This is a genomic window from Ignavibacteriales bacterium, assembly GCA_026390595.1.
In the GTDB taxonomy this organism is placed as follows: domain Bacteria; phylum Bacteroidota; class Ignavibacteria; order UBA10030; family UBA10030; genus UBA9647.
In genome coordinates, this window is record JAPLFQ010000032.1 from 43156 (window position 1) to 60171 (window position 17016).

The window sequence follows — 17016 nt, forward strand, 5'->3', positions numbered from 1 at the left end:
GACTCCTTTGTGTTAGACTACAACGATAGTGATAACAGCCGGGATGCTTCCTGTCCCCCGACGAGGTACTCATGGACAATCTGCAATTCCTGTCGCTGGCCGGGCCAGACAAGCAGCGCATGAGCTGCCGCAAGGACGCACCACGCATATTCTTGATGCTCATGCGAAAGCAGCGGCGTTTGCTCCGGGTCAGTTTCGATGGCAAAGCACGGACTGACGTGAACCGTATCGTTCGACGCATCGTAGAACGAATTTACAAAAGGTATGACCCACCATCGCAATGGAGTCAATCCTGTCTCTTCCTGAAACTCACGCATGGCGGCTCTTGCCGCTGGTTCCCCGTCATGCACCGATCCGGTAACCAACTGCCACATCCCGGGGTACAGGCTTTCGTTTTCCGATCTCTTCAGTAGCAGATACCGCGGAGCGTCCTTGTTTCGTTTGAAGACACAGACCTCTACCGTCCGGGAGACGACATTTGACATGTCTCAGCCTCTTCGTTTGCCGGGTCCAGGTTTCCGCTTATGATCAGCCGGATTGGAGCGACGGAGTCGAGGTTCTCGTTCATGTTCGGCCGGATTGGAGCGGCGGAGTCCAGGTTTCCGTTTATGTTCGGCCGAATTGGAGCGACGGTGTCCGGGTTTCCGCTTATATTCGGCCGGATTCGAGCGACGGAGTGCAGGTTCCCGTTTATGTTCGGCCGGATTGGAACGACGGAGTCCCGTTCTCAGTAGTTGAACTTCTTCAGCCGACAGGTCCCGAAACTCCCCTTCGCGCAGACCTCCCAATTGCAGGGACCCGACGGAGATTCTTTTCAGTGACATAACTTCGTATCCAATGGATTCCATCATCCGCCGGATTTGTCTGTTCTTTCCTTCTGTAATCGAGAATTCCAGTATCCCGGGCGAAAGCTGCGAGGCTTGCGCAGGCTTCGTATGATGAGGGTGTCCTTCGATTCTCAGGTCGATGCCGTCGGTGATGAGGATCAACTCCTTTCTCCCGATAGGCCGGTCGAGACATACATAGTACTTCTTCTGGATATCAGACTCCGGACTCGTCAGCATATTTGCGAGCTGGTGATCATTCGTGAAGAGCAGCAATCCGCTGGAATCCTTGTCAAGCCTGCCGATCGCTGAAAGCCCTTCCCCGCTTTCTCCAAGTAGGTCGAAAACCGTCTCTTGACCGCGTTCGTCGGACCTTGTTGTGACGAATCCCGGAGGTTTGTGCAGTGCGAGATAGCGAAAAGACTTCCGCTTCACGAGCTGGTTTTCAAGTTCGATACGGTCGCCGGACATATCGACCCATCGATGCGGATTCACTTCGATCTTACCGTTGACCGAAACAAGGCCTTTCTCAATCAAGCCTAGCGCCTGCGTCCGCGATGCGATGCCAAGCTTCGAGAGCGCACGCGGCAACGTGACGCGTCCCGCTGCGCGAGAAGTTTTCATAGGGATTCGAGACCTGCAATGGAACGATTGAACAAGGAGGGACCCTTATCTGCGACGAAAAAGATAAAGCAAATTCGAATAGAATCCAAGAAAGGCAAACAGGAACCGTTATCCATTCAATGCCGGGATCCCTGTCACGTTCTTCGCCGATTTCACGGCCCGTCGGATTGCCTCTGCTGTCATTTGAGCGGCCAGTTCGGCCACAAGATCGAGATCGGCTGCGACCTGTCCGCACGAGAGGGCAAACGCGACATCACCGTCGAATGATGTGTGTACCGGAACGATCGCTCTGGCCATCCCATCATGCATACGCTGGGAAATGCGGAACAATTCGAGCTTCGAAAACAGCGCGTTCGTCGCGGCCACGACGAGCGTCGTATTGGTTTCTTCAAGGACTTTTCCCCTGGAGAGGGGGCGATGTGTCTCGGTCGTCCCAAAAAATCCTCCTTCGGGCTTGCGGGCGCCTGCGAGGACAGAACCGTCCGCATCAACGACATCACCCACAGCGTTGACCACGGCAATCGCGCTCACAATCACGCCAGCGAGTGCCGTCGAGGCTGTCCCGATTCCCCCTTTCATGCAGTGCTCAAGCCCTTTCCACTTTCCAACAGTACATCCGGTTCCCGCTCCGACGTTTCCTTCTCGCTTGTCCTCGTCACTCGCGGCAGCACAGGCCTGGTAACCGCTCAAGGCATCAGGACGGACGATATTGCTTCCGACATTCAGGTCGAACACCACTGCAGTGGGAACAAGCGGGACCCTGGCCCATGGCGTGGAGTACCCGATCGAATGCTCTTCCAACCACCGCATCACGCCGTCGGCCGCGGACAATCCAAATGCACTTCCGCCGGTGAGCAGGATTGCGTGGATCTCCTGCGCCGACTTCTCGGGAGCGAGCAACGCCAGCTCTCTGCTTCCCGGAGAACTCCCGCGGACTTCACAACTCGCTTTGGTGTTTGGAGGGCACAGAATGACCGTGCAGCCGGTGAGCGATTTGGCGTCGGTGAAATGTCCCACTTTGATTCCCGGTACGGCGGTCAGCATACGACGATCAGCCTCCTCTCTTCTCCTCTTTTTCGGCCCGCACCTGCGCAAGCACTATCCCGCACGCTACTCCGACGTTCAGCGATTCTGCTTTTCCGTATTTTGGAATCCGAACAACGAGATCTGCGACGGCAAGCACTTCCCTTGACACGCCATGCGCTTCATTTCCAAACACAAAAACGGTCCGTTCCGGTTGCTTCAGGGTCGAGTAGGATTGTTTGCCATCGCCAGACAGCGCTACAACAGAAAAGCCCTTCCGCTTCATGGCTGAAAGTGCAGCGGGAAGATCGACCCCCTCGACAATGGGGACATGAAACAAGGAACCGACTGTGGACCGAACGACTTTGTCATTGTACAGCTCTACGCATCCACGACCGAGCAGCACCACATCGGCGCCGAACCAATCCGACGAGCGTACGATAGAACCGAGGTTCCCGGGATCGCTGACAGCGTCCACCGCAACAACGACGGATACCTGACCCAAGTCCGCGCTCTCAAGCGAGTGTATTGGCTGGTGAACGATCGCCAACACTCCCTGCGCGTGAACCGTATCGGCCACCTGGCCAAGCTCAACCTCGCTGATCTCTTTGATGTCAGCACCCCGCTCTCCCAGACTCGCGAGAATCGACCTGTAATCAGGATCCTCAAAGTAGCGGGAAAGGACAGCGACGGTCTCGACCTTCGAGGACGAATTCAGTACTTCCTTCAATGCCCGCCAGCCTTCCACAACGAACACCTTCTCAGCCTGGCGGACCTTCTTCTGCGACAAGGACCGAAAGTACTTGATGTTTGCCTTCGAAACTCTCATGTCTTAATATAGACAAAATGACCAAAAGAGACAAAGCACCGCGCTGAAAGGTGACGGTCACAGCAGGCTTTGTCATCAGACTACTTGTCGTACTCTCCCCATACACTTCGAAGCTCGTCCGAAATCTCGCCGATCGTCGCATACGCCTCAACGGCATCGAGCAGGTATGGAACAAGATTCTGATCCGTCCCTGCGTTCGCATGCAGTTGCTTCAAGGACTCGTCCACCTTCCGCTGGTCCCGCGCGGCCTTGATCTCACGGAGTTTTCCGATCTGTTTCGCCCGCGTTCCCTCGCCGATATGGAGAATGGGAGGCATCTCTTCATCGCCGACCTTGTATTCATTCATTCCGACGATGATCTTCTCCTTCCGCTCGATCGCCACCTGATACTTGTAAGCGCTCTCAGCTATCTGCGTCTGGTAGAACTGCTGTTCGATCGCGGACACCGCTCCGCCCAGCTCGTCGACCTTCCTGATGTGTTCCCATACGCGGCTCTCGATTTCATTCGTGAGCGATTCCACGTAGTACGAGCCGCCAAGAGGATCGATGGTATCAGTGACGCCTGATTCATTTGCGATAATTTGCTGCGTCCTGAGCGCGAGACGAACCGAGTCCTCAGTTGGCAGGGCGAGGGCTTCGTCGCGTGAATTAGTGTGGAGGGACTGACATCCTCCAAGCACCGCTGCAAGCGCCTGAAGAGTAACACGGACAACGTTGTTGTCTATTTGCTGAGCTGTGAGCGTTGATCCGGCAGTTTGAGCATGGAACCGCAGCTTCATGGTCTCTTCCAGCTTCGCCCCGAATCGCTCCTTCATGATCCTCGCCCAGAGTCTTCGTGCCGCCCGGAACTTGGCGATTTCTTCAAAGAAATTACTGTGGGCGTTGAAGAAGAACGACAACTGCGACCCGAACTTGTCAACGTTCAGGCCCCTGTCGATCGCCGCCTGAACATATGCGATGGCGTTCGTCAACGTGAACGCGAGTTCCTGCACCGCGGTGGACCCGGCTTCGCGGATGTGATATCCGCTGATCGAGATCGTGTTCCAGCGTGGCAGGTGCTGACTGCACCACTCGAAGACATCGGTCACAAGTCGCATCGAAGGCTTCGGAGGAAAGATGTGCGTTCCGCGGGCGATGTACTCTTTCAGAATGTCGTTTTGAATTGTGCCCGAAATGTTCTTGAGGTTCACTCCCTGCTTCTTTGCCACGGCAACATACATGCAGAGCATGATTGCCGCCGTTGCATTGATCGTCATCGAGGTAGTCACTTTGTCAAGCTGAATGCCGCTGAAGAGCGTTTCCATATCTGCCAGCGTGTCAATCGCCACTCCGACTTTCCCGACTTCTCCTTCGGCGAGTTCATGGTCGGAATCATACCCGATCTGCGTCGGCAGGTCGAACGCGACGGACAACCCCGTGGTCCCCTGATCAATCAAGTAGAGGTATCGCCGATTTGACTCCTCTGCAGTCCCGAACCCGGCATACTGGCGCATGGTCCAGTGTCTGTTGCGGTACATCGCGGGATACACTCCTCTCGTAAACGGAGGCTCTCCGGGAAACCCCAGTTGAGACTGATAATCCATCGCGAACGGCAGGTAGAGAGGCTCAACCGGAATGCCCGAGTCCGTCTCGACTGATTCCTTTCGCCCCGGGAGCTTCTCAAGAGCCGGGCGGAGACGTTCCTTCGCCCATCGTGCCCGTTCCTCTTTGAATTGATCTTCCATCACGACCTCCAGTATACCGATTTGATGATTCCAGACATCCCAACCGCAACAGCATTGTCCCACATGTGCAACTCCGTGACTGTAGTCCCATGCTTCTCTCAGATCAATCCCGATCGGATCCAGGGAATCAGACGGATTTTCATCCCATCGCTCTGCAGGATCACGGCTCCATCCAGATCCGTCCGGCGAATGGGAATGCCAAGTTGCCCGTAGCGAGATAGAACCGCGCGCGATGGGTGCTTGAACTTGTTCAGCCGACCAACCGATATCAGAGCCAGCGACGGCCGAACAGCCTTCAGGAATCCCTCACTCGAACTCGTCGCCGCACCATGGTGAGCGACTTTGAGCACGTCGCTCATCAACAAATCAGTGGACGTGCGAAGAATTCGATCCTCGACCTCAGTGCTTGCATCGCCGGTGAGTATCGACGACGTTGAGCCATAACACGTTTTCAGAACAAGCGATTGATTATTGAGGTCACCCCCTGCAAGCACAGACCCCGGCTGGAGCACAAAGATGCGCGTCGCAGGGTCAAATTGCAAGCTTTCACCGGCGCGAACAACAGAAATCGGGATCCCCCTTTCTCTGACAGCGCTGAGCACCGCTTCGTACGATTTCGAAACGGGGGCAGTATCAGCAACAATAAGAGATCCCACACGAATGCTCTTGAGCAGAGAGATACACCCGCCGATATGATCATCGTGTGGATGTGACAGGATAAGAGCGTCAAGAGCCCGTATCCCCCTCTTCTTGAGATAGGGAGCAATGGTTCTCTGAGCAGCGTCGCCCTGGCTGTAGGTCGGTCCCGCGTCTATCATGACTCGCCGGTTGTTGGGAAACTCGAGAAGGAGCGCATCCCCCTGGCCCACATCGATGACGGTCACGGTGAACATGCCGCCACGCCGGGTGAAGGCTTCTGCATAGAAGGACACATTCATTCCCAACAAGATTACACCGAAAGCCCATACCACAACTCGAGGATTTCGCCGATTGAAGAGCGCTGCTACCGTTGCGTAATAGAAGACGGCGGACATAGCTCCTACACCCACGGTCTCCATATGCGCATACGGAACGCTTGCACTCCATGTGACGAATTTCAAGAGGAGTGAAACCAGGAGGTCGTTGAGAGCCGCATAGGATGAAGCGAGCCAGCCGGAAATGTAGGCGGCCCCGAGCGTGGCAAACCCAAGAAGTGTATTCAATCCGCTGACCGGTACAACGACCAGATTCGCGAGAATTGAAACAGGTGACACCTGACCGAAGTAGTAGGCGGAAAACGGCAGAGTGCCTATTTGTGCCGCAACTGATACTGCGAAAAGCTTCAATGTCGAGTCGACCCCCGTGATTCGAACCAGCTTCGCCGGAAGAAGGCTAATCAGCGGTTCAAGCTTTGGGAAGAAATATACGATGGAAAGTACTGCTGCGAAGGAGAGCTGAAAACCCACATCCAGAAGGTACAACGGGTCCCACAGCAGCATGACCAACGCCGCGAAGGCAAGCGAGTTGTAGATGTCACCCTTCCTGCCAATTACATTCCCGACAAGAATCGATCCAGCCATGATCGTTGCCCGGACGACAGAAGGACTCATTCCGGTCATCACCATGTACCAGAGCAATCCCACCAGCGTAAGACCAGTCGCAGCGCGTGGTGAGACACGCAGAAAGCCGATGAGCGAATAGAAAATCAGGGCTACAACGACGACATTCGATCCCGAGACCGCGAGAATATGAATCGTTCCGGTGTCCATAAATGCCTTTTTCACCTCAGCGGATAGATCACCGCGGTATCCGAACACGACACCTTTGAGAAAGCTCGCCTCTCCTTGGCCATGAAAGCGGTCATAAATACTGTAAATGTTATTTTGCGCTTTGGCGGAAATCTCAGAGAGGCTGAACGAACCGGGTCTTGCCAGGAGGGAAATTGAATTCGTGTCTCGGACGGTGACGAACCCTTGTATCCCGTTCAACGCCAGGTAGCGGCCATAATCGAACTCTCCCGGATTGCGCGCACCTGGAAGTGCTTCGAGATACCCTTCGATCATGATCCGATCACCTATCGCGAGCGAGTCCGGATCCGACCAGTGTGCCTTCCGCACGATCTGGACGAGAAGACGCCGCTGAGCCTGAATCTCAGCCGAATCCCTGCGGATGGACTCGGTGCGGACAATCATGTCCGCTCGGGCTCCCCTTTTCACCGGCTCCGACTCGATTCTGCCATGAATGAGTATGCGTTCGCCAAAGTATCTCGGCCCCAGGATGTCGTTCTGTATCTGGTCTTGCCGCGCGATGCTCAGGAGCAACCCAAGCAATACCATAACCGCGTGGACATACAGCGACGGAAGTATTGATGAGGAGACCCTCACCCGCGAGAACACGAAAAGCGCCGCGAGGATGCTGATCGCGCTGAAGACTGAAATGATTGTCGGCCGGAAGAATGTGGACAGGATGATGCCCGAAGTGAACAACAACACTGCCCGTACCGCTGGTCTCCGGCTCCACGGAGATGTGGTCATGCGATTTACAGTGAGGCGAGAAGCGCAGGAGTTACGTGAACGAGGTTTTTCAGAACTGTGCTGAGGTCCCGGTGTTTTCGCCCTGCAAGAATGCAGGGGACGGGATTACGGGTGTGGGATTTTGTCGAAAGGTCTTCAATATTGCCGTGATCGCTGGTCAAAATGAGGGTACACTCCCGATGGTCGAAATTTTCGAGCAGCCCTCCGAGCATACCATCGAAACGTTCGAGCGTTTCAACGGCAATCGCCATGTCTCTTCCATGGCCGGCATAGTCCGTCAACCAGTATTCGAAGAGCGTGAACGCGTGCCTTGCCGTGATACTCCATAAATGCTTGCCGGCCTCCCGCGGAGTGATGATAGGAAGATCCGGATATCCAAGTTCGGGCCAGCGAGCCCGGGTGATGTCGGCGGACACCGATTCATCCCGGCCAAGGGATTCGGCGTGCTGCAACGGCACTTCAGCGTACCTGCATGAGAGTGTCGTAACGCTCAGTCTTCTTTTACCGGAAGCCGCATACTCGAAGAACTGCTTCGGAAATGCATTTGCGAAACAGACTGTTCGTCCTCTCGACTTGTATTGCCGGAAGATGTTGTTCGATTCAATAAGCGGATGAAGCGGTGTTGCAGCATACGGTCCGAAGTGGCGACCCATCAGCTTCGACGCGTTGACACCGGTGAACAATGTCGCCTGTCCCGTACCACTTTGCGGCAATCCCTCGACACCCAGGGTGGCATTCAAGGGAATGGCGACGGCGAGATCGGATGCAATTCTTCGAAGGCCGAGATGAGGAAGCTTGCCTCCCAACAGCGACCGCAGATGAGGGAGTCGTGCCCGGAACAAAGGATTGACATCCGGGTCAGCTTTTCCAAGTCCCACGCCGTCAAGAAACAGGAACAGTGTTCGCACGTCCCACCCTTCTGATCGGGCTAAGTGCCCGTTTTGCTCTCGACCATCACAGTGACAGGTCCGTCATTGACCAGTTCGACATTCATCATTGCCCGAAAAACGCCTGTGGCGGTTTTTTCGGCGCCGAGCAATTCCTTGATCCGCCCTGCGAAATGATCATACAGCAATTCTGCCGATTCAGGAGCTGCAGCCTCGCTGTAACTGGGGCGGTTCCCCTTTCTCGTATCGCCGTACAGAGTGAACTGGGAAACCACCATCACCGATCCCCCGACATCCTTGACCGAGAGATTCATTTTGCCCTGAGCATCTTCGAAGATCCTCAATGCCGCACACCGGTCGGCAAGATACTCGGCATCAGCCGCCTGATCTCCTTGTTTCACGCCGAGAAGAACCAGGACTCCCGGCCCGATGGCACTGTGCATCGATCCATCGATTGTGACCGAACACCGCTTCACCCGTTGTATGAGCGCTCTCATTGCTCCTTGCCCTCAATGCAGAATCGTTGCTCACCTCATCTTGTGAGTCACTTCTAATCACGCGGACTGCCCCAATACGATCCTTGGAATCCCCTGTAGGTCTTTGGCGACCGAAAGGTCCGCGAAGCCAGCCTTCCTGAATATTCCGACGACAGTTTCCGACTGCTCGTGTCCGACCTCGACGAGGATCCATCCGTTCTCGCGGAGAAGGGAGCGTCCGATCTCGGCCATTCGACGGTAGAACGCGAACCCATCCCCGGCATCGCTGACCGCCGTGAGCGGTTCATGGTTCCTGATCTCCGGAGCTAGCTGCTCCCATTCCTGAGCCGAAACGTACGGCGGATTGCTGACGAGCAAATCGAACTTCTGCGAAAACGCTTCCACAATGGAATCAAAGACCGACAACTCCCTGAGAACAACTCGCTCGGTGACTCCATGCGCCGAAATGTTTCCCCTCGCAACTTCGAGGGCCTCTCTATCCACGTCGATACTCGTCACATGAGCGTTTCGCACCAGCTTCGCGACTGAGACTGCAATATTGCCGCTCCCGGTACCGACTTCGAGGACGGTTACCGGGCTTCCCTCAGGCCTTCGGCCACAGACAAGCATGATTTGTTCGACAAGTGTTTCGGTTTCGGGCCGGGGAATGAGCGATCGTGGATCAACTTGAAACTGCATGCCCATGAATCCCGCGGAACCGACTATATACTGGACTGGTTCGTGCTGCAGGCGGCGCTCGAAGAGGGTTCGGAAACCTTTCAGTTCGTCCTTGCTGAGCGGTTGGTCGAACCGCGTGTAGAGCTCGATACGCTGGCAATGGAGAGCATGCGAAAGGAGAAGCTCGACCGTGAGGCGAGCTTCGTCGAACCCGTGACGTTGGAGATAGTCGATCGAGAACTTCATCAGGTCCCGGATAGTCCAAGACTGCGGCACCTGTTGAAGCGTCATGTTCGGGGAGATCGTTTGGACTTTGGGTGTGCGGCCCGTTTCTTTGCGCGGGAATTGACGGTACGTGGCCGGGATTTCTTTCTTGACTTCACTTTTGCCGACGGCCGCTCCTTCGCAGCGGGCTTCTTTGATTTGCCGGCAGAAGGCCTCTTGGCGGTCTTGCCAAGAACTGTTTCCAACTCTTTCATTTTGTCAGCCGAAAAGGTCTTCTTGACTTCGCGTTGGAGTTTCTGCGTCCTCGCGAGAATCTCAAGTAACTGGTCTTCCGTGTCCTGGTCTCCCTCCGGACGGCGCTCCCACGCTTTTGTCAAAGCGGTCATCGTCAGGTCCACCTTGCGCCGGATCATCCCGCCGAGTATCTCTGGGGTGAGCTCGACACTTTTCAGCTTCACGCGATCGCCGGAGTAGAATCCGAGCGTCTCGAGTTCTTCCTGCTGTTCGGATTCTTCACGCTGTGAACCGTCGAACGGTTCACCATTCTCGTCGAGGGATGGCATGAATTCGAATCGCGTATCGCCTTCGAGCAGGGCTGTGAAATCAGGAAGCGAAGGGATTTCGAATCCCTGCTTCTTCCCCTGCCTGTCCATCGCCTCCCAGATCTTTTTCACCGGGACGATGACATCCTTGTCTGTCGCCAATATACGTTCAGCTTCATTCAGACAGCGCTCGTACACTCAATCCTCCGAACCAAAGCACGTGAGATTTCTTTGAATGAATGTAAAGTTATTTAGAGGAAAGCGCAAGCAAGCCAATTTGCAGTCCGATGAAACGCAAATGTAGTGATCCGTTTCCAAGGCGAGACTACGTGGAAGGCGGTCTACAAACGACAACGGGTCGAACAATGTCGACCCGCGGGAGATTCGCAAAGCAGTGTTGAGAGACTCACTTTTTCTTCTTCATCTTGTCGGCGAAAAGCTGGGCCGACTTCTCGATGTCATACCCCACCTTTGGCATATAAGATCCGCCAAATTTCTCGACCATTGACTTGAGAGTGTCGTAGGCGTCTGCGCTGCAGAAAAATATCGGCGTGCTCTTGTTCACGCCCTCTCGGCGCGCAAGCTGGAGGAGCGCAATGCCGGGAAGATGGCCCTTTAGGTGCGTGTCTTTAAAGTCGTTGTCGAGAATGACGAGGTTAAAAAGCTCAGACCTAATCTTTTCCCACGTTTCAACGCTCGTCGCCGTCTCGACGATTGTAATTTCATCTTCGAGGATCGCCGTACACACTTCGAGCGCAAATCCGTGGGATCTGCGTTGCCCGTCATCATCATCAGCAACCAGAACTTTGTAGGGCATCTCTAGCTATTTTCCTTCAACGAATACGGCGATAGTTGTGTGTAAAACGTACGACTTTTTCAATGTAAAAACAACACTCACTCGCCCGCTCAATTGCGCTTCACTGTTTCCTGTGCGCGTGCGTACACAACGGTTCCCCCGACGATGGTCTTTTCCACAACCGTCGTGGGAATTTCGTGTGATTCAATTCTCATGATGTCTTTCGACAGAATGACAAAATCCGCCAATTTGCCTTTCTCCAATGACCCCAAGAGATGTTCTTGAAAGGCCGCGTATGAAGCCCAGGATGTGTATGCTCGAATTGATTCCTCACGTGTCATTTTCTGCGACGCGTACCAGCCGTTTTCAAATGCGGCGGTGTCACGAACCCCACCCGATGAAAGCTCAAAAAAAGCCCGAATATCCTGGGAGTTTTTCGGCTTCCCGGCAAGGTCCTGCCTCGTTACCGCTGCATAGATTCCGAGTATTGGATTGGGGCTTTCAACCGGAAAATCCGATCCTCCGGGAATGATAACTCCGGTCTCCAGCAGCGAGCGCCAAGCGTACGCACCCAGGATTCTGGCCGATCCCAGTCGCGCTTCTGCCCAGTACATATCCGATGTACAATGAATTGGCTGCATGCTCGGTATGATGCCCAGCTTTTTGAAACGAGGGATATCCTCAAGCGCGAGAACCTGGACATGCTCGACTCTCAGTCGATGGTCAGCAACAGGATGATCTTTCAGTGCCGCCTCATATACGGCAAGAATAATCTTGTTGGCACGGTCTCCAATGGCGTGTGTGCAGACCTGGAATCCGTTCGCCAGTGCTTCATCAACCGCCTGTCTGAGCGATTTTTCATCGGTCACCGTCAGTCCTCTATTGCCCGGATCGTCGCTGTACGGTTCCAGGAGGGCAGCCCCCCGCGAACCGAGAGCCCCATCCACATACAGTTTGAGGGCCCTCACCCAGAGTCGATTGTCGCCATAGCCTGACAATCTCCCCTTTGCCGGACCGGACTCCGTCTTTTTCGTGTACTGATCCCACGTTTCCCCCAATCCTTCAATCGCGGTATACACTCTGAACGGAAACTCTTTCTTGTCGATCAACCCTTTGTAGATCTCAATATCCTTTGCATCAACCCCCATGTCATCCATACACACGATGCCAAACTGCAGGCATTCCCCGACCGCCAGTTTGATGGCCTCCTCAGATTCCTTGACGGATGGCGGGGGAAGAAACTTGCTCACCAGCGACATGGCGTTGTCTACGAATACGCCTGTCGGATTCCCCGACTTGTCCCGTTCGATTTTTCCACCTGCCGGATCTGGTGTTTCTTTGGTGATTCCGGCAATTTCCAGACCTTTCTTGTTGATCCATGCGGCGTGCCCGTCGACGCGGGCCAGATAAACCGGATTGTTTGGAGAAATCTTGTCAAGAACTTCGTGTGTCGGAAATCGCTTCGTCGGCCACAAGTTCTGATCCCACCCTCTGCCCCGGACCCACTGACCCTGTTCCGTTCGTTGCACTCGTTGGACCACAAGACCTGCAACAACTGCTTCAGATGACGCCCCCACCAAATCGACAGTTATCTTGGATACCCCCAGACTCATGAGATGGGCATGGGCATCAATGAAGCCGGGCAGCACTGTTTTTCCACCGAGGTCGATCACTTGTTTTGCCCGGACGCTTCCTTCGAGATCATGCTTCGAACCAATCGCGACAATACGGTCCCCGCGCGTGGCCAGCGCTTCTGCGACATTCATTCTCCCGTCCATCGTGTAGATGCGACCATTGACATACAGCACGTCAGCGGGCTCGGGAACGGTGTGAAGGAATAGGTATGTGCAAAGAGCGATACACACGAAGAATAGTATGAACCAGGCTAATTGTGTATTCATGAGTTTTCCGGGGAGTCAGTTTTGAATTGACCGGACCGTAATCTCCGCGTCAGAATCAGGTTTTCGGCGAGTACACTTGCCACCGACATCTTCGTGCACTCCTATCGCCCACATAATTCTCATCCGGCAGAGCAGCCCAAGTATCGGTGCGGAAACGGCCAATGATGTCGAACGGTCGTGCGTGATGAATCATCGAACACGTGAGGGTACGGCTAAAGGTAGCTCACGTGAAGTGGAATTGCAATTAAAAAGGGCGTGTGCTATCAGGAACAACTGGAAGACAACAGGGTCGCCGTCCTCGAATTGTCGTTGGGATCATGGAATCTTCCCTTTTGGTTCGCGACGCTCGACAATAATCTGGTCGCGCCACTTCCTCATGTTTGTTGGTCACGTCCTGACGCAGCAGTATCAACAATTTCGAACAGAGCGTCAATGCTCGGCGTCATCTCGTTTTCGGTTGGCACCTTTTTAGCTGACCTCGGAATTAGGCGATTTTTGTCAGATGACTTCTTGCAGAAACTGCTTTTTCTGATTGGCCGGCTAATGATGGCAGGAAGGCCGATTTCGGCCCAAATATCAAGAGATACCTTATCCAAGGGACTTAATCTATTGGGAGTAAACGGCCTTGACAAGTCGCTCAACAATCCCTATTTTCCACCTGCATTTCGCAAAAACGAGCTCAAGACAGTAAATTTCAGGGAAACGACAGGACCAATGCACATAGATCTTCTTGCCCAGACGCTCCCCTTTATAAAGAGCCATATTCACCAGAACCCTCTTCCGCTTTCGGAATGGAAACTGAAGGAAGGGGAATTGCCAAACGGCGGCTCACCGACGCTGAACGACAACACCTGGTGGAAATACACTATTCCTGCCCCGTGGGGTGGATATGACAAGACCGTCTGGTTTCGCCGGAGGGTTGTGATTCCTGAAGCGTATGCAGGAAAGAGATTAGGTCTCGTCTTCGAAATGTCTGACGCCCTCCTCTACGTAAATGGAAAGGCATTTCAGGGAATCGACAAGAACCATCAGGAAGTGCTCCTCACAGACAAAGCTCGCACAAATCAGTCTTTTCTGATTGCCCTTGAAGCGTATAGCGGACGAAAGAAAGATCTTAGCACGTTCAACTCCGCACAGCTCGTTGTTCTCAATCCCGTTGCCAGGGCACTCCATAACGGGCTGACGGCCCTGCATGATCTCGAGAAAATTCTCGGCCCCACGTCTCACGAAACAAAGGACATCAAGGAACTCATCAGGCAAACCCTGATTTTTCTCAAATACTTCAAACCTGACGGTGAAGAATATCCAAACGCGATCGGGAGAGCATACAATTTTCTTACCCGGACACTTGAGGCGGATTACAAGACCACAATTCCCGGGCTTATCCATCTCGTCGCTCAATCTCACATCGACGTGGTCTGGCTGTGGCGGCTCCAGGAAACAAAAAAGAAATGCGCCCGGACATTTTCAACTGCCCTGAGGCTCATGGAGCAGTATCCGGAATTCACCTTCAGCCAGAGTCAGGCATTTCTGTATCATCTCACCAAGGAACACTACCCCGACGTTTTCAAGGAAATCAAGCAGCGAATCGCCGAAGGCCGATGGCAGGCAATTGGCTCCATGTGGGTTGAACCAGACTGCAATATCCCGAACGGCGAAGCACTTGTCCGTCAAGTGCTGCATGGCAAGCGGTTCTTCAGGAATGAATTCGGCGTTGATTCCGACATTCTGTGGCTCCCCGACACATTCGGCTACAGCTGGGCGCTGCCACAGATCATGAAGAAATCGGGGATCAGGTATTTCTTCACGACGAAACTCACCTGGAACGATACAAATCCATTTCCCCACAATACGTTCTGGTGGCGGGGAATCGATGGTTCGAAAGTCCTGGCGCACATCCCCGCGGTCGGTCTGGAAGGATCCGTGACACCGAAAGATCTCAAGAAAAGCTGGGAGAGCTACCAGGAGAAGGAAACAAGTCCGCACACAATCCAGACTTTTGGCTATGGCGATGGGGGTGGAGGACCGACGGCGGACCAGCTCGACACAACACGGGTCGTCAAGTCCGTTGTTGGACTTCCCGGCTCAGCACTCTCGACGACGGGGCAATTCTTCAAGACCGTTGAAGAACACGCGAAGGAATTCGAGACCTGGAATGACGAACTGTACCTCGAGAAGCATCGTGGCACGTTCACGACACACGGCTGGGTGAAGCGCGAGAATCGCCAATCAGAAGCTCTGCTGTATGCAACGGAGCTGCTCGCCGTGGTCGGCATGCTGGTCGGCAATAAAGGCGCCTCGAGAAGATATCCTCAGCAACAGATTGAGCGTGCCTGGAAGAAACTCCTCGTCAATCAGTTCCATGATATTGTCCCGGGTACATCTATTGCGGAAGCGTACGAGGATGTTCGGAAAGACTTTGCCGCTCTCCGCTCTTCGTGCCAGACGATTCAGGCTCATGCCCTCTCGGGACTGATCACAAAAGAAGGAAAGAAGAAACCGCAGACGGACTTCCGTTTCGCCGCGTTCAATCCCCTTGGTTGGCAGCGCAACGAGTACATCATTCTGGAGTTGAATTCACAGGCGAAATCGTTCGTCGTTACGGACGGGAATGGCAATGCGGTGGAGAACCAAGTCCTCGGCCGGCGCAAGGGAATCGTTCAAGTCCTTTGCTATGCTGAAAACATCCCTCCCCTGTCGTTTGGGCAACTCATCGTCACACCATCAGACGCGAAGCCCGCTCCTCCAAGCCCCTGGAAGATGACGAATCGTCTCGTGGAGACGCCAAGGTACCGCGTTCGGTTCGATTCACGCGGCGGGATTTCTTCGCTTCACGACAAGACGCTTAGACGCGAGCTTGTTGCGAAAGGCGCCCGTATCAATCACTTTCAGGCATACAAGGATATCCCGAAACAATGGGAAGCCTGGGACATAGAAGCAGATTATATGAGCAGGCCCGTTGACCTTTTCAAGCTCGAGCGCCTTCGCACAGTTGAAGATGGACCCCTGCGCGCAACGGTCAGACTGGAACTGAAATCAGATACTGGATCACGCCTCACACAGGATATCCATTTCTATCACAAATCTCCCAGGATTGATTTCGAAACATCCGTGTCCTGGAAGGAGCGGCAAACACTCCTGAAGGCCGCTTTCCCGCTCAACGTGAAGACGCACGCCGCAACATACGAAATTCAATTCGGCGCCCTGCAGCGATCTACCAAGAGCGGCGACGCCCGTCAAAAGGCGAAGTTCGAGGTTCCCGCGCAGCAATGGGTTGATCTCTCGGAACAGAAGTTCGGCGTGAGCCTTCTGAACGACTGCAAGTACGGCTATGACGCTTCCGGCACCACGATCCGCCTCACGCTGCTGCGCTCTCCACATCACCCACACCCCCTCGACCCGTCGCGGCTCAACGACGACCGACTGACGGATCAGGGCGATCATGTCTTCACGTACGCTCTCTATCCTCATTCGAAAGACTGGCGGGGCGGAGAGACCATTCAGCGCGCCCGGGAGTTGAATCACCCATGCATCGTAACACCCGGAACAGCTGGTTCTCTGCCATGGTTGTTCTCGGTCTCAAGCCCGGGGATTGTGATCGACAGCATCAAGAAGGCGGAGGATTCAGACGATGTGATCGTTCGTCTCCACGAAGCGTACGGCCAATCGGTCAAGACGACGCTCACCTTCGGCGTACGAGCAGATGCCGCTACCGAATGCGACCTGCTGGAACAAGAAGTGGCAACTCTGAAGATCGCCAAGATGAAGCTGTCGCTGAAATTCTCCCCCTTCGAGATCAAGACATTGAAGGTGAAGTTCAGGACGAAACGATAGTTCTCGGGTCGTACAAGCCGGACTATTTGGACAGGCGCGGGCCGTCAGATCCCGGAGCTGTGGCGCCATCAGCTTCCCTCTTCCCTGAACATTCATCCGCTTCCGCAGTACCGCACTTCCGAGTACCGAGACAGAAAACA

13 protein-coding genes are annotated in these 17016 nt (G+C 54.3%); 1 reads left to right on the top strand and 12 read right to left on the bottom strand.

Annotated features, from left to right (window positions below; all coding sequences use genetic code 11):
• Window positions 1–17 precede the first annotated feature (17 nt).
• From NTU47_17190 to NTU47_17245, 12 genes are all read right to left on the bottom strand, one after another.
• Complete coding sequence (locus NTU47_17190; protein ID MCX6135544.1) at window positions 18–485, bottom strand: NUDIX domain-containing protein; 468 nt, start codon at window positions 483–485, stop codon at window positions 18–20.
• A 3-nt stretch (window positions 486–488) separates the two neighbouring features.
• Window positions 489–1448 carry a pseudouridine synthase gene (locus NTU47_17195; protein MCX6135545.1) on the bottom strand — a complete coding sequence of 320 codons (960 nt, stop codon included), beginning with the start codon at window positions 1446–1448 and terminating at the stop codon, window positions 489–491.
• A 108-nt stretch (window positions 1449–1556) separates the two neighbouring features.
• A complete protein-coding gene (locus NTU47_17200) occupies window positions 1557–2492 on the bottom strand; it encodes a P1 family peptidase (protein MCX6135546.1) in 936 nt (311 codons plus the stop codon).
• Between the two features lie 7 nt (window positions 2493–2499).
• Window positions 2500–3300 carry an RNA methyltransferase gene (locus NTU47_17205; GenBank protein MCX6135547.1) on the bottom strand — a complete coding sequence of 267 codons (801 nt, stop codon included), beginning with the start codon at window positions 3298–3300 and terminating at the stop codon, window positions 2500–2502.
• An 80-nt stretch (window positions 3301–3380) separates the two neighbouring features.
• The gene (locus tag NTU47_17210; GenBank protein ID MCX6135548.1) at window positions 3381–5024 is read right to left on the bottom strand and encodes a methylmalonyl-CoA mutase family protein; all 1644 of its coding nucleotides are present in this window, start codon (window positions 5022–5024) and stop codon (window positions 3381–3383) included.
• Between the two features lie 98 nt (window positions 5025–5122).
• Window positions 5123–7537 carry a DNA internalization-related competence protein ComEC/Rec2 gene (locus NTU47_17215; protein MCX6135549.1) on the bottom strand — a complete coding sequence of 805 codons (2415 nt, stop codon included), beginning with the start codon at window positions 7535–7537 and terminating at the stop codon, window positions 5123–5125.
• A 5-nt stretch (window positions 7538–7542) separates the two neighbouring features.
• Window positions 7543–8445: an alkaline phosphatase family protein gene (locus NTU47_17220; GenBank protein MCX6135550.1), complete on the bottom strand. Its 903-nt coding sequence runs from the start codon at window positions 8443–8445 to the stop codon at window positions 7543–7545.
• Between the two features lie 20 nt (window positions 8446–8465).
• Window positions 8466–8921, bottom strand: coding sequence for a D-aminoacyl-tRNA deacylase (dtd, locus tag NTU47_17225; protein ID MCX6135551.1), 456 nt, complete (start codon window positions 8919–8921; stop codon window positions 8466–8468).
• 57 nt (window positions 8922–8978) lie between these two features.
• Entirely contained in the window at window positions 8979–9869 is an 891-nt protein-coding gene (gene prmC, locus NTU47_17230; GenBank protein ID MCX6135552.1) for a peptide chain release factor N(5)-glutamine methyltransferase, read from the bottom strand.
• The gene (locus NTU47_17235; GenBank protein ID MCX6135553.1) at window positions 9866–10543 is read right to left on the bottom strand and encodes a hypothetical protein; all 678 of its coding nucleotides are present in this window, start codon (window positions 10541–10543) and stop codon (window positions 9866–9868) included. The genes prmC and NTU47_17235 overlap by 4 nt, the downstream gene beginning before the upstream one ends.
• Window positions 10544–10751: 208 nt before the next feature.
• Window positions 10752–11162 carry a hypothetical protein gene (locus NTU47_17240; GenBank protein ID MCX6135554.1) on the bottom strand — a complete coding sequence of 137 codons (411 nt, stop codon included), beginning with the start codon at window positions 11160–11162 and terminating at the stop codon, window positions 10752–10754.
• 89 nt (window positions 11163–11251) lie between these two features.
• Entirely contained in the window at window positions 11252–13042 is a 1791-nt protein-coding gene (locus NTU47_17245; GenBank protein MCX6135555.1) for an amidohydrolase, read from the bottom strand.
• Between the two features lie 714 nt (window positions 13043–13756).
• Between NTU47_17245 and NTU47_17250 the strand changes: the two genes are divergently transcribed.
• Window positions 13757–16876, top strand: coding sequence for an alpha-mannosidase (locus NTU47_17250; protein ID MCX6135556.1), 3120 nt, complete (start codon window positions 13757–13759; stop codon window positions 16874–16876).
• Window positions 16877–17016 lie beyond the last annotated feature (140 nt).

What these genes read in the sequence shown, in the direction of transcription:
- NTU47_17190 (MCX6135544.1), bottom strand. Translation starts at nt 485, where the DNA reads ATGTCAAATGTCGTCTCCCGGACGGTAGAGGTCTGTGTCTTCAAACGA.
- NTU47_17195 (MCX6135545.1), bottom strand. Translation starts at nt 1,448, where the DNA reads ATGAAAACTTCTCGCGCAGCGGGACGCGTCACGTTGCCGCGTGCGCTC.
- NTU47_17200 (MCX6135546.1), bottom strand. Translation starts at nt 2,492, where the DNA reads ATGCTGACCGCCGTACCGGGAATCAAAGTGGGACATTTCACCGACGCC.
- NTU47_17205 (MCX6135547.1), bottom strand. Translation starts at nt 3,300, where the DNA reads ATGAGAGTTTCGAAGGCAAACATCAAGTACTTTCGGTCCTTGTCGCAG.
- NTU47_17210 (MCX6135548.1), bottom strand. Translation starts at nt 5,024, where the DNA reads ATGGAAGATCAATTCAAAGAGGAACGGGCACGATGGGCGAAGGAACGT.
- NTU47_17215 (MCX6135549.1), bottom strand. Translation starts at nt 7,537, where the DNA reads ATGACCACATCTCCGTGGAGCCGGAGACCAGCGGTACGGGCAGTGTTG.
- dtd (MCX6135551.1), bottom strand. Translation starts at nt 8,921, where the DNA reads ATGAGAGCGCTCATACAACGGGTGAAGCGGTGTTCGGTCACAATCGAT.
- prmC (MCX6135552.1), bottom strand. Translation starts at nt 9,869, where the DNA reads ATGACGCTTCAACAGGTGCCGCAGTCTTGGACTATCCGGGACCTGATG.
- NTU47_17240 (MCX6135554.1), bottom strand. Translation starts at nt 11,162, where the DNA reads ATGCCCTACAAAGTTCTGGTTGCTGATGATGATGACGGGCAACGCAGA.
- NTU47_17245 (MCX6135555.1), bottom strand. Translation starts at nt 13,042, where the DNA reads ATGAATACACAATTAGCCTGGTTCATACTATTCTTCGTGTGTATCGCT.
- NTU47_17250 (MCX6135556.1), top strand. Translation starts at nt 13,757, where the DNA reads ATGCACATAGATCTTCTTGCCCAGACGCTCCCCTTTATAAAGAGCCAT.